The sequence below is a fragment of the Flammeovirga sp. OC4 genome (assembly GCF_000812565.1).
In the GTDB taxonomy this organism is placed as follows: Bacteria; Bacteroidota; Bacteroidia; order Cytophagales; family Flammeovirgaceae; genus Flammeovirga.
Genome location: NZ_JTAM01000071.1, coordinates 25,732 through 38,329 on the forward strand (window position 1 = coordinate 25,732; position 12,598 = coordinate 38,329).

10 protein-coding genes are annotated in these 12,598 nt (G+C 34.6%); 8 read left to right on the plus strand and 2 right to left on the minus strand.

The window, feature by feature from the left end:
• Positions 1-70 precede the first annotated feature (70 nt).
• The 4 genes from PL77_RS24605 to PL77_RS24620 all read left to right on the plus strand — a co-directional run bounded on the left by PL77_RS24605 (position 71) and on the right by PL77_RS24620 (position 3,323).
• Positions 71-1,468, plus strand: a complete 1,398-nt coding sequence (locus PL77_RS24605) for a sulfatase (RefSeq protein WP_044211350.1) — start codon at positions 71-73, stop codon at positions 1,466-1,468.
• Positions 1,469-1,669: 201 nt separating this feature from the next.
• Positions 1,670-1,885: a hypothetical protein gene (locus PL77_RS24610; protein WP_044211352.1), complete on the plus strand. Its 216-nt coding sequence runs from the start codon at positions 1,670-1,672 to the stop codon at positions 1,883-1,885.
• A gap of 108 nt (positions 1,886-1,993) precedes the next feature.
• Positions 1,994-2,215, plus strand: a complete 222-nt coding sequence (locus PL77_RS24615; RefSeq protein ID WP_044211355.1) for a hypothetical protein — start codon at positions 1,994-1,996, stop codon at positions 2,213-2,215.
• 292 nt (positions 2,216-2,507) lie between these two features.
• Positions 2,508-3,323, plus strand: coding sequence for a hypothetical protein (locus tag PL77_RS24620; RefSeq protein WP_044211356.1), 816 nt, complete (start codon positions 2,508-2,510; stop codon positions 3,321-3,323).
• 132 nt (positions 3,324-3,455) lie between these two features.
• Here PL77_RS24620 and PL77_RS24625 read toward each other — a convergent pair whose 3' ends face one another.
• Positions 3,456-4,136, minus strand: coding sequence for a DUF1080 domain-containing protein (locus PL77_RS24625; RefSeq protein ID WP_044211360.1), 681 nt, complete (start codon positions 4,134-4,136; stop codon positions 3,456-3,458).
• An 866-nt stretch (positions 4,137-5,002) separates the two neighbouring features.
• Between PL77_RS24625 and PL77_RS24630 the strand changes: the two genes are divergently transcribed.
• From PL77_RS24630 to PL77_RS24645, 4 genes are all read left to right on the plus strand, one after another.
• Complete coding sequence (locus PL77_RS24630; protein ID WP_044211362.1) at positions 5,003-6,439, plus strand: alpha-1,4-L-rhamnosidase; 1,437 nt, start codon at positions 5,003-5,005, stop codon at positions 6,437-6,439.
• A gap of 20 nt (positions 6,440-6,459) precedes the next feature.
• Positions 6,460-9,711 (plus strand): family 78 glycoside hydrolase catalytic domain, encoded by a 3,252-nt coding sequence (locus tag PL77_RS24635; RefSeq protein WP_156152526.1) that lies wholly within the window; start codon positions 6,460-6,462, stop codon positions 9,709-9,711.
• 128 nt (positions 9,712-9,839) lie between these two features.
• Positions 9,840-10,625, plus strand: coding sequence for a hypothetical protein (locus tag PL77_RS24640; protein ID WP_172665943.1), 786 nt, complete (start codon positions 9,840-9,842; stop codon positions 10,623-10,625).
• 174 nt (positions 10,626-10,799) lie between these two features.
• Positions 10,800-11,141, plus strand: a complete 342-nt coding sequence (locus tag PL77_RS24645; protein ID WP_044211390.1) for a hypothetical protein — start codon at positions 10,800-10,802, stop codon at positions 11,139-11,141.
• A gap of 247 nt (positions 11,142-11,388) precedes the next feature.
• Here the strand turns inward: PL77_RS24645 and PL77_RS24650 are convergent, their stop codons facing one another.
• Complete coding sequence (locus PL77_RS24650; RefSeq protein WP_044211391.1) at positions 11,389-12,594, minus strand: DUF4861 domain-containing protein; 1,206 nt, start codon at positions 12,592-12,594, stop codon at positions 11,389-11,391.
• Positions 12,595-12,598 lie beyond the last annotated feature (4 nt).

Sequence of the window (12,598 nt, forward strand, 5' to 3'; positions counted from 1 at the left end):
TGCATTGCGATGTCCTTGCGGACTACTATAAGGTATCATACAATTAACAGTTGAGATAAAAAGAAAGCACATGAAATTACTACTTTTATTTACAACCCTTATTACTTTATCATTTACTGCTTACAGCACTTCACCAAAAGATAAAATCAAACCTAATATCATTATTATCAATGTAGATGATCTGGGATGGAAAGATGTAGGTTTTATGGGAAGCCAATTCTATGAAACACCTAATATTGACCGACTGTCTACATCAGGAATGATTTTCACCAACGGCTATTCCGCTTCGGCCAATTGTGCACCAAGTAGAGCTTGTTTGATGACAGGATTATGGACCACCCGCCATGGTATTTATACGGTGGGTTCTTCGGAGAGAGGAGCCTCAAAAAATCGAAAATTAATTCCAACACCAAACAAAACCATATTATCAAAGGACTTTACAGTAATTTCTGAAGTTTTACAGAAAAATGGTTATACAACATGTCATGCAGGAAAATGGCATTTGAGTCATAACCCTCTGCAATATGGTTTTGATGTAAACATTGGTGGTGGGCATAATGGTAATCCGGGAAGTTACTACCCTCCCTACAAAAAAGTTAAATTAGAAGGTCACGATAATGAGTATTTGACAGACTTGGTGATGAGAAAAACGCTAAGTTTTGTGGATACAATTTCATCTCCATTTTTCTTGTATTACGCTCCCTATGCTGTACATACCCCGATTGAGCCCGTTAAGTCATTATTGAAAAAATATAAAACTAAAGAAGGCTCTAACGGTCAGACGAATGCCTCTTATGCTTCAATGGTTGAAAATTTGGATAGAAATATAGGATTGCTGCTCACAAAAATGGAGGAGAAAGGAATGCTAGAAAACACATTGATTGTATTTACCTCAGACAATGGTGGATTATATGGCGTGACGAAACAAATACCATTAAGAGCAGGTAAAGGAAGCTATTATGAAGGAGGAATTCGCTTGCCTTTTATGTTTGTCTACAAAGGTAAAATAGCCTCAAATATCAAGAGTGATGTTCCAATTTCAAATTTAGATATCTTTCCAACAATTTTAAAATATGCTGGGGTGACCACTTTCCAGCAATCACTTGATGGAGATGACTTATCACCCATTTTAGAAGGTGAAAAGACTGAACTAGATCGCCCTCTTTTTTGGCATTTCCCAATTTATCTTCAAGCCTATCGAAAGACAAAGAATGAAAACAGGGATCTATTATTCAGAACTCGTCCTGGATCAGTGGTACGTTACAAAAATTGGAAGTTGCATTATTATTTCGAAAATGATGAGGTGGAACTTTATAATTTAGATTTAGACATCGGGGAAAGAAATAATGTAGCATTTAAATACCCTGAGAAGAAAGAAGAGTTATTAGGTTATTTAAAGAAATGGTGGAAAGAAACGAATGCACCGATTCCAAAGAAATTGAACCCAGAGTTTAGATCTTCCAAATAATTAAGTTTGCCCCTTTTGGAAAGGCAATAGGTCCATGTAATTGTACTCAAACACATTTACATGGACTTTTTTCGTCTATTGTTTAGAAAGTGTTTCTGATGGGTATTCATAAAATGTGGAAAGAATATTGATGCAGGTAGTTAACGATTGTAAATACAGGTCGTTTACAAGCGGATCATCAACAATATAAAAGAATTGGTTATGAAGACATTAAAATTATTCGGGAAGATATTTTTAATCTTTTTAGGGTGTATCTTAGGTTTACTAATAGGCTTTGAAATAGGAAGTGAAAATGCAACAAGTGCATCATCCATAGAACCTGCAATAACTGCTCTGATGGGGTTACCTGTTGGAGGAATAATATCTTTAGTTATATATTTTATTGTATCTAGGTGGAGAAAAAAAGAGGTAGAATAAACTTTTTACCAAATACCGCTGATAAAAATGATTTAATCTTAAATCTAATGGGCGAAGATTTTTCAATAAAAAATTATAGTATTTCATATTAAAATTTTGTTTTAAATAATGAAAACATTAAAATTATTCGGGAAGATATTTTTAATATTTTTAGGAAGCATCTTAGGGTTTATTATAGCATATGAGGTAGGAGAATTACAAGGTTATACGGGATCTTCCTCAATAGGTGCATTTATGATAGGCTTACTAGGGATTCCGATCGGAGCACTCACCGTCTTTTTTATATTTCTTTTCATTTCAAAGAAGAAAAAAGAAGGTGATGTGCAATAAACTATCGCTCTTTTATTAGGCATTTCAATTTTCGGTTGAGTGGCTAACAGTTTATTAAAAAAATGTATTAATTGTCGATTTATAATAAAGCTGTTGAGGAACTAATAATTGATTCTTACTTAATTGAAGAAAGAGTTGTATAATATAGTATTGCATATTAAATTTCGGCCGCTAAAGAAATAACAACTTCATTTTTTTAGCTTTTATAACCTGAACTTAATGTGATTAGGTTCTTTTATAATACATTCTAAAAACTAATTTTTAAGTATTAATGCTATTAAAAACGACTATTATGAACTTTAACTTAAAGTGTTTTATCATTCTATTTTTTGGAATTCTTTTGTCATGTAATAATCAGGATGAAGCTCCTATTTTAGACGACGAATTATATCAAATTACTTTAACTAATCTCACTCCTCCAAAAATAAATGCTTCAAGGTTGAAGGAAGGTGAAGCACCTTTGGTAGTATCTATGTCTATTATTATTAGAGATTTAAACGATTGTTCCTCAGTTTTTGAGGAAAACCTAGGTAGTGATTATTCTTCTGAAATTATTCTTCCTTTACTTCCAGAAGGTAATTATAAAATTCAGGTTGTGGCTATCTCTGCTCAAACAAATGTTTATATTGATATGATGTTTGTAGAGCTGACTGAAAATATGACAGTTGAAGTCAACTTAGAAAATTATTCATCAAGAATTAAAGCAATTGATACTTCAGATTTTGATAATGATGATGTTAGTGATATTGAAATCAAACTCAATTACACGAAAATAAAATCAATGGTTTGGGATGATTGTACTTCAGATGAACTGCTATTAAATGAAGAAGATACACCTGACGGAACAATTAGTATAAATACAGACAATTTTAATTATCATGGTCCTATTTATGTGACAAGCATAACTGTTGAATATTACAATTCAGAAGGTTTAATTTTTACTGAGGATTTACCACTGGAGGAACCTTTTTGGCTAAAAAAAGATATTTCCTACGAGATAGAGTTAGATTTAACTGAGATATTTAATTCTCAAAGTGAGGTTTTGAAAATCAATTGGATTGTTACTGATTGGACAACAGAGAAAGTTGTAATAAATCTGAATAAATAAATATTTTGTAGTGTTAGAAAATACCGAATTCCTTACACTTTTTGTCTTTTAGGTCTAGCTTCTTCATTTTATAATAAATTGAAAATGAAGAAGCTAGTAAGTAATAACTTTAAGTTTTGTAGAAAAATCTATTTATTTCTCATTGAGCTTATCCTCAAATATTATAATTTCAATATTTTTAAAGTCAATCGGATAGCCTTCATATTGTAGTAAGATTTTACCTTTTGTAACTAGTGGAGCTTTTCCTTGATTGACAATTTGCCCATTTAACTTTTGAATGATTTCACCTTTTCTAGATGTAATGCTTATATGGTTCCACTCTCCAACAGGATTGGCAGCATCTTTAAGACGAGGGGTGATCAAATTTTTACCTGCTACTTTTTGACGACTGACTTCAAGTGTGTAGCCATCGATCAAAATGAAATCTCCTGTATTTCCTTCTTTTACTTGAAACTGTATGCCTTTGGGCCAAAGTTTATCTTCGGTTTCTGAAGGAATCAGATACATTACTCCACTATTTTTCTTTTGGCTCCTTCTTACAAAAGTACTATCAGTATTCCATCTGAAATCGAGGTGGAGTTCAAAGTTTTCATAACTATTTTGGGTCATTAAGTAAGCCAGCTTTTTACCTTGAAAACGTAACATTTGATCTTCTATCTTAAATAAGTTCGAAGGGTCTTGATGCACTCCACTTTTAGCTTCGAATGCATACCATCCTTCAAAGTTTTCTCCATTAAATAAAGCCGTATTTTTTTGAGAATAAGCGTTGATAGAAATACAAAAAAGTACGAAAAGGATAGATTTAATTTTCATGATTGTTCATTAGTTTATCTTCCAAAAAAAGTGGAATTGTTTGTTACAACCGAATATAGTGATTCGTAGATCATTAGAAGTCCAATTGTATGATATTACCACTATTTGAGATTATTCTTATTTATGTTAGATCTATCTTCATTTAAATATTTAGTTGTCGCACTTTTTAATTGGGATAAGTTAAATTACTTATGATCACCTCTTCAACTAAATATCACAGCAACTATCAAATAGGAATGAATATGAAACGAATAATTACATTATGTCAATTGATCTTTTACGTATCTGTTAGTCTTGAAAATGATGAATATAATAATCATTAGTTCACTTTGTAAGGGTCTAAAGAAAGAATATGATAGGGGGTGTTTTAGTGCATGTCTCTTTTATTAAAAACTTCTTTTTGTAGATCATAAATACGTTGTAAACTAAGTTTTCGAATATTTATGATTTTTAGAAATCAGGAGATTTCTGTTGATCTGTAGGACACGAATGCCGCTAAGGCTTAACATTCACGCCAGTGGCATTCTACCCAATTCGTTTGGCAGTACTTTCCTCGGCCTTGAAGGGAAAAGCGTTAAGAATTTCATGAAGTGAGCCGTTAAAAATGATTTTGTTGTTTGAGCATCTCAAAACGATGAAGTTTTGATCGAGTTATCCTTTCAAAAGGCGAGAGAAATGGAATTTAGCTTTTGACTTCAAAGCCTTGAATTTTTTGCTTCTTTTTGTTTCAAGACAAAAACGAAGAAGAAAGAAGCTTGAATGTAGATCTTATTAATGTTTGTATAAAGGAAGTTTGAAATTTGACGATAATTTAGTTTACAGTGTAACAAATCAAGAAAACATACTCATAGAAGTATTAAAGAAAAATGAATATAAAAATCACCTACCTTCTTTTTTTAATCTTAAGCATTGCCTTTAAAATTCAAGGACAAATCGTTCTAGAAGCAGATTTTACAGATAATGCCAAGGCTAAAGAAGAGCTACATTATCCTTTGAAGGTCTTCAATCGAATTTCACCAATCCATGGCTTCAATCTTCCTATAATGACAGATGCTCAACTTTGTATAGTGCGTCCTTTAGGAGGTAAATACAAAAAAGGAAATGCAGCTTTAGGTTTGGATACGTATTTATGGGATGAAGAAAAGAAGATTTTTTATACAGATTTTACGTTACTCAAAAAACAAGTTGATAATGTATTGAGTAAAGGTTTTGGTATCCATCAGATGGTATTAGACAATCCCTCTTGGGCCTTTCAACGAGATGCATCGGGAAAATTGGAAGGAGATACTTTAAAGATTTCAACTTATGGTAATGCAGAACCTCCAAGAGATTTTGAAATGTGGGCGGCTTATTTAAAAGAAGTGATGATGTTCCTAGTAACTACTTATGGGGAAAAGGAAGTACTAAAAATACAATTTGGAATCGGTCGAGAGATTGGTACGGAAGGGCATTGGAAAGGAACCAAAGAACAGTTTTTTGATTTTTATAAAGTATCCATTCAAGCTATTCATGAAGTATTGCCTGAAGCCAAAGTAGGAACGCATTTTTTATGGGCAAGCTCGAAGAAGTCATGGGCGATTGATTTTGTAAAATGGAGTCATACCAATGGGGTTTATTACGATTTTTTAGGGGTTTCTTATTATCCTTTTTACAACCGTACCAAAAGAACCAACTTCGAAGAAGTGTATCTAAATGATTTTGGAGCGATTAAAGATATTCCAGAATGGAACTCTAAAGCGGTATTCGAAATTCATGAGTTTGCACTTATCAAAACGATGAATGCCAAGGGAAATGGATATGAAAAAGCTGAGCCCAAATATCAGAATTCTTTCCTGATAGGGATGATGAAAATGTTTTATGAACATGATATGAAAAACTTATTCCAATGGGGCAAGGGGAATCAATACCAACCTGCCAACCAAGAGATTTTAAAATTGAAAGGAAATACGTATTACTCTAATACAAAGAGCGGAAAACCACAATACTCTAAGAGCTATGTGGATGCAATTTTCTTAAAAGAGAAATCTAAAAATAGGTACTCGATTATGGCATACAATTATAGTTCTAATCCTACTTCAAATAATAGTGAGAGCGTGATATATAATTCAATACTTAATGTACCATCAGGTACAAAAGTCCAATACCGTTCGGCGATTTACAGTGAATCAACAAACGACATGCAATGGTCTGATTGGAGAAGGACCACTACAGTAGGTAATGATGTAGATCAGTCAGTAGTCGTCTTAAAAGGTGAATTACCTACATTTTCTTTTATGAAATATGAATTTAAAATCAAGGAATAAAGGTGCTAACTAACAATACAATGAAGGAAACAATAAACAAACTACTTTTACTCTTCCTGTTCATTTTGGTTGTTTTTGCGACCAATGCTTATGCTCAAGTGAAGGTAAACGAATTAAGGTGTGAGTATAGAGAAAACCCTTTGGGGATCGATAATATTCAGCCTCGATTGAGCTGGAAATTAATCGATCAAAAAGGAATCAGAGGACAAAAACAAACTGCTTATCAGGTTTTAGTGGCAAGTACTTTAAAGCACCTCCATAAAGATATAGGAGATGTTTGGGATTCCGAAAAAGTGATATCTAATCAGTCTGTCAATACAATCTACAGTGGAAAAGCATTGACTTCTAATCAAAACTGTTATTGGAAAGTGAGAGTTTGGGATGTAAACGGTAAAGCATCAAAGTGGAGTGTGCCGGCTCGGTTTACAATGGGGTTATTACAACCTTCTGATTGGAAAGGAAAATGGATCATGAAGGAAGATCAAGCAAAAACAGACCATAACTGGTACCGTAAAAATTTAGTATTAAAGAATAAGGCAGAGTCTGCTATGGTGTATGTGGGGTCTTTTGGTTACCATGAACTTTATGTCAATGGTCAAAAAGTGACGGATCATGTCATGAATCCTGTTACTTCTTATATGAAAAAAAGAATTCCTTATTTGACATATGACATTAAGGATTATCTAAGAAAGGGAGAGAATGTAATAGCGGTTTGGCATGCAGCAGGTTGGGCACGATGGAGGCGTATCAGAGAGTATAGAAATATTCCTTTTGTTTTTAAAGCACAAGTCGAAATTACAACAGCTGAAGGAGCATTAAGTATTGGGACAGATGAAACTTGGAAGTGTAAGAAGAGTCATAGTGCCTACTATGGGGATTGGGATATTTTACGTTTTGGAGGTGAAATTGTAGACGACAGCAAGAAAGAAGATGATTGGAATCAGGCTCATTATGATGATAGTAACTGGGCAAATGCAATGGCTTACGATAAGGATATTTTAAATGCGAAATTACCTGAAGGAGGCAATATTAGTATTGCCCTTAATAGCAGAAAAAACAAAACATTCAGAGTAGAATATGCAGATATCAATGTTGCATTGAGTGCACAAAGGGTTGAGCCACAAGTAAAGTTCAAAGAAATTACACCAGTTGGCGTAAAGCAAAATGATGAAGGAAATTATGTTATTGATATGGGAGAAAACTACACGGGTTTCTTCTCTATGAATATGTATAATGGAATGGAGGGAGATACGGTTACGTTTGAAACTGCAGATCAGGAAGGGATTACATCAAGTTGGCATCAAAGAAGTCAGTATGTGTATGGTAAAAGTGGGAAAGGACATTTTACAAATCGGTTTAATTTGGCAGGGGGAAGATGGATTACAGTTTATGGTTTGGGGTATCAACCGGAATTAAAAGATATCACTGGATTTGTGATCACCAACAACAGAAAACAGATCAGTACTTTTGAAAGTTCAAGTCCACTATTAGATGCTATTTATGAAACCAATCTTAGGACGTATCTCGCTAACACCATTGATGGAATTTTAGTGGATTGTCCTCACCGAGAGCGTCGTGGCTGGGGTGAAGTAACGGTGGCAGCGATGTATGGAGATGCATTCCCCAATTTTGAAAGTGGTGCTTACATGGAGCAGTATGCACAATTAATGCGTGACGCTCAAACACATGACGGCAAAATAAGAGCTGTTATTAATGAGGAAGATCGTCCCTTTTTAATGTGGAAAGCGAATAGCCCAATTACAATTTGGGAAACCTTTAGAATATTGGGTGATAAGCAATTTTTGGAAGCAAATTACCTTTCAATGAAGAAGTGGATGGAATGGATGCATCAATCTTCAGATGCTGATACGGGTGGAGCATTGAAAATAGGCGCAAGAGGGAAAAGAGAAATGCCCGGATTGGGAGATTGGTGTACACCAAGAGGAAGTTTTTGGGACAGTAGTAATTCCCCCGAAGCGGCTCATTTCAATAATTGCGTTTACGCTTTTATGTTAGATTGTTCTCAGAAAATGGCGGAAGCATTAGGTAAAACGGAAGATGCAAAAGTATACGCTGACCGATTGAGGATTCAACGAAAGGCAGTTCATGCACTTTCTTACAATACTGAGACAGGCCAATATTTAGACGGAAGGCAAGTCAATCAAATTTTCCCTTTAATAGCAGGTGTTACTCCTGAAGGAGAAAGGGAAAAAGTATTAGCTCAATTGTCAGAGAATGTGCTTTATACTTTTCCATATTATGATACGGGAAGTTCTGGTCAAGCATTATACAGCCGTTTCTTTGCGGAATATGGAGAACGTATGGATTTGCTTTATGAGCTCCTCAAAGATACAAGACACCCAAGTTATGGTTACTTTATAAGTCAAGGAAAAACAGTTTGGCCAGAGCGTTGGTCGGCGGTCGGAAATAGTCAGATTCATACTTGTTATACAGGAATTGGAGGGTACTTTATCAAAGGTTTTGGAGGTATTCGTCCCGATGAAAACAAACCCGGTATGCAAGATTTTATCATCAAACCAATGCCTGTAGGTGACATTACATTTACCAAGACAACTTTTGCGTCAATGTATGGAAATATTGCAGTACAATGGAAAGTAAGCGACAAGAATGCGACCTATAAAATCGAAATACCAGTCAATTGTACTGCCACGGTCTACATTCCGGCGAAAGGTAAAGAACATGTTTTTGAAGGAGAAAATCTAGCGGATGCGTCAAAAGGCATTATCTATATTGGAGAAGAAAAACATGCTGCAGTGGGGCATTATATAATCTATAAAGTAGAAGCAGGGAAATACAATTTCAATGTGGACCTTTTGCCCAAAACCGAATTTCCAGATCCTCTTTATACCGGTAATAATTTGAGTTTGATAGGCCGAATGAATGCTTCATCACTCTTTATAAAATCAGAAAAATTACCAGAATTTGAAGCTTTTAAAGCAAACGATGAAGACTTTTCGACAAGCTGGAAAGCAGATGGGGAGGTACCACAATGGTTGGAAGTAGAATGGGTGAAACCTCAAACTTTTGATCACATTGTTGTGCATGAGAATGGAGGTCAAATTAAAAGCTATGCATTACAGTATTGGGATGGGAAGACATGGTTGACAATAGCAGAGGGAGAACAAATTGGAAAAGAGAAAAAACATTCTTTTGAGGCTATAAAAACAACTAAATGTAGAATTCTAATTCGTAAATCAGACGGGAATCCAAGTATTTCAGAATTAGTGATTTTACGGGCTAGGAAATCATAAGTAATCCTACAAGTAAAAAGGTAGATCAATCACCACACTTTAAAATGAAATAGGTTCTATTAAAGGTGATTTGACCAGGAATTATTTTTTGTAAATATCAATAAACATCTAAAATAAACTTTTTAAAAATGCTACTAAGAAAACTATTATTCAGTGTATTTATCATTCTCACTATCTTCAGTGTCTCTTGTTCAGATAAAGATGAAGTTGTAGACCTTTTATTGGAGGAAGAAGAGGAACCAATTTCAGAAGGAGATACGACTTCTACAAAGGAGGATGAAGTTGAACTTCCTGTAAAGAGTGATACACTCATTTTTGAAGAAAAAAATGGAATCGTTGCAGCTGAAGCAGAGCACTTTTATAAACAAGAAAAAACAGACTTAAGAGAATGGTTTGTGTCGGATAAGATCAACAAAAATGATTTGCCAGATAATTCACTAGAGACTGCAAGCAACAATAAATTTATTCAAATCTTACCCGATACGAGGGTAACACATGCGGATGAATTGAAAGTAGGAGTCAACTTTACAAATACTCCTGGTGAACTAGCCATTATTTCTTACAAAGTGAAATTTAATAAGACAGGCCGATACTATGTGTGGGTGAGGGCACTCAGTACAGGAAGTGAGGACAACGGAATTCATGTTGGTATGGATGGTAAATGGCCAGAGAGTGGTAAACGCATGCAATGGTGTGAAGGTCGAAAAAAATGGACTTGGACCAGCAAACAAAGAACTATCGAAGAACATTGTGGTATTCCTTATGCCATTTATCTGGACGTAGAAACAGCCGGCGTTCACGATGTTCATTTTAGCATGAGAGAAGATGGCTTCCGCTTCGATAAATTCTTATTGACACAAGATTCATTATATGTTCCTATCGGAAATGGAATTGATGAGGTGGTAGAGGATTAAGTTACTTTAATTGATGGATAGAAACTTTATCTGAGAATATACTTTTAAATTATTATTAGCTCGCAACTAAGTTGTGGGCTAATTTTATAGGGTAATAAAAATGATTTGATTTTTTTGTTTAAAAACTAGCTATTAGATTATCCTTCTTTTATGGTTTATGGCAAATTAGTACACATGGAATATCAACATTGTAATTTGAATATATGGTATCACTTACCTGAAGAAGTTTGGGATAAAGTACCTTTAGTCTATGAGAAAATGGACGGCTGGCTTGGGTTTGGTACTGAGGAAAGAGGAGAAGAAGGAATTCCTTATTGGTATAATTTTGATGAATCAAAGAAATCAATTTCTGCATCAGTAGAACCTAGTGGTCTTCAGTTTACAGCTATGATGGATGCTAATAAATGGGAAGAGTGGATCACCGATTTTAAAAAACAAGCCACAATAATTTTAGGGTTCAAAGTTGGTGATATAGAGGTAGGTGAAGTGGGGTATGATATAGAGTGGATCAGATAATTTGAAGCTTTAAAATTGATAATTCATAAAAGGCCACAAATAAGAAAGTACTAGAACTCTAATCGCTCTAGTACTTAATCACCTAACTAAACTGTCTACTAAATCAAATTTTCGTTTTCAGTTCTAACTTATATTCACAAAACACTATTTAAATGTCATTGATTTTAGCTTTGTTATTCGTGTTGTGTTTGTCTGTTAGTTTAGTTATTATTCGTCCTGTTAATTAATCTATCTTAAATGAGTATTGTTACATCATTAAAGTCACCACTAATGGTGTTTCTACCTTTTTAGCAAACTGAGCAAGGTATTCGTTCCACTCAGCATCAGAGCTAAATTGTTGACTACGTTCCCAACCATAACCTGCATAGTAGTTTACAGTTGCTTCGGATGGAGTAGCCAATACCAAAAGGTGGCTTGCGTCTTTGTGTTTTACTTTTCTTTCAAAAGCATCATTGAGTTGTTCTTTTGGTAAGACAATGCCTAAGCCTAACATGTCTTCATCAATTTTTTCCCAATAACTAAATACGCCATCCTGATTACTGATATAGGTTTTACCTGATTTATCATGTAAGCTAATTCCAATCGCTACAGGAGGTAATTTTGCTTCACTTTTAAAAGTAGATTGGAAATGACAGAGATTACTTCCTAAATCCAAGCTGATAAGTTTTTCTTCAGAAACCTTTGCTCCGTTAACATCCCAAGGTTGATATTTCAACTTGAAAACAGTTCTGATAGGACCTTCGGTAATAGTAGTGTAGGATGTAAAGTTTTTTGAAGTATACAAAGAATCTTCAGCCCAAAAGCCAATTCCCCCAACACCTCTACTTGAACCTACGTGATAAGGATCATACCCTTCACCCGAATCAATATGGTATGCCCCTTTCTTTTCAAGGTTATTTTTATACCACTTGTTAATGATTGGATATTCGACACGTTTCAACCAAGCATCAATGCCACTTGTCAAGGTACCGCCGGGCTGATTATTTTCAACTCTTTTTTGAGCATCAGGACCAAAAGTTCTGAAGGCTATACGGTCATTTTCCCAGGCATAGTCATCTGTTCTTTCAGGAACAAAACGAGAGTACGTCATCTTTGAAGGTTGAGGTTGAGTTTCCCCCTCTTTTAAAGGGCGAACAATAAATTCCTCTTCTCCGTTAGATGTAATTGCGGTTTGGAATAACCATTGATCTTGTGTACCATCTCCGTTTAGATCAATCCACTGATTGACCATTAACTGTCCTGATTTTTTATGAACAATAGCCAATTGCTCATGTCCATAAAGATCAATTAAAGTTTTAAAGTCAGATGCGTATAACTCTATCGTCTCAGCCTCCCGATCAAGGCTGATTGGATTTTTTATCGAAATGACTACCTCATGACTTTCTTTACAGCCTATCAAACTGATGAGAAGGGAAAAGAGGAGTACTATTTTATATTTAAAATATTTCTTCATCGTC

Bases quoted from the DNA above. Each gene is read 5' to 3' on its own strand.
- PL77_RS24650 (WP_044211391.1), bottom strand. From the start codon at position 12,594: ATGAAGAAATATTTTAAATATAAAATAGTACTCCTCTTTTCCCTTCTC.
- PL77_RS24625 (WP_044211360.1), bottom strand. From the start codon at position 4,136: ATGAAAATTAAATCTATCCTTTTCGTACTTTTTTGTATTTCTATCAAC.
- PL77_RS24605 (WP_044211350.1), top strand. From the start codon at position 71: ATGAAATTACTACTTTTATTTACAACCCTTATTACTTTATCATTTACT.
- PL77_RS24640 (WP_172665943.1), top strand. From the start codon at position 9,840: ATGCTACTAAGAAAACTATTATTCAGTGTATTTATCATTCTCACTATC.
- PL77_RS24615 (WP_044211355.1), top strand. From the start codon at position 1,994: ATGAAAACATTAAAATTATTCGGGAAGATATTTTTAATATTTTTAGGA.
- PL77_RS24630 (WP_044211362.1), top strand. From the start codon at position 5,003: ATGAATATAAAAATCACCTACCTTCTTTTTTTAATCTTAAGCATTGCC.
- PL77_RS24620 (WP_044211356.1), top strand. From the start codon at position 2,508: ATGAACTTTAACTTAAAGTGTTTTATCATTCTATTTTTTGGAATTCTT.
- PL77_RS24645 (WP_044211390.1), top strand. From the start codon at position 10,800: ATGGAATATCAACATTGTAATTTGAATATATGGTATCACTTACCTGAA.
- PL77_RS24635 (WP_156152526.1), top strand. From the start codon at position 6,460: ATGAAGGAAACAATAAACAAACTACTTTTACTCTTCCTGTTCATTTTG.
- PL77_RS24610 (WP_044211352.1), top strand. From the start codon at position 1,670: ATGAAGACATTAAAATTATTCGGGAAGATATTTTTAATCTTTTTAGGG.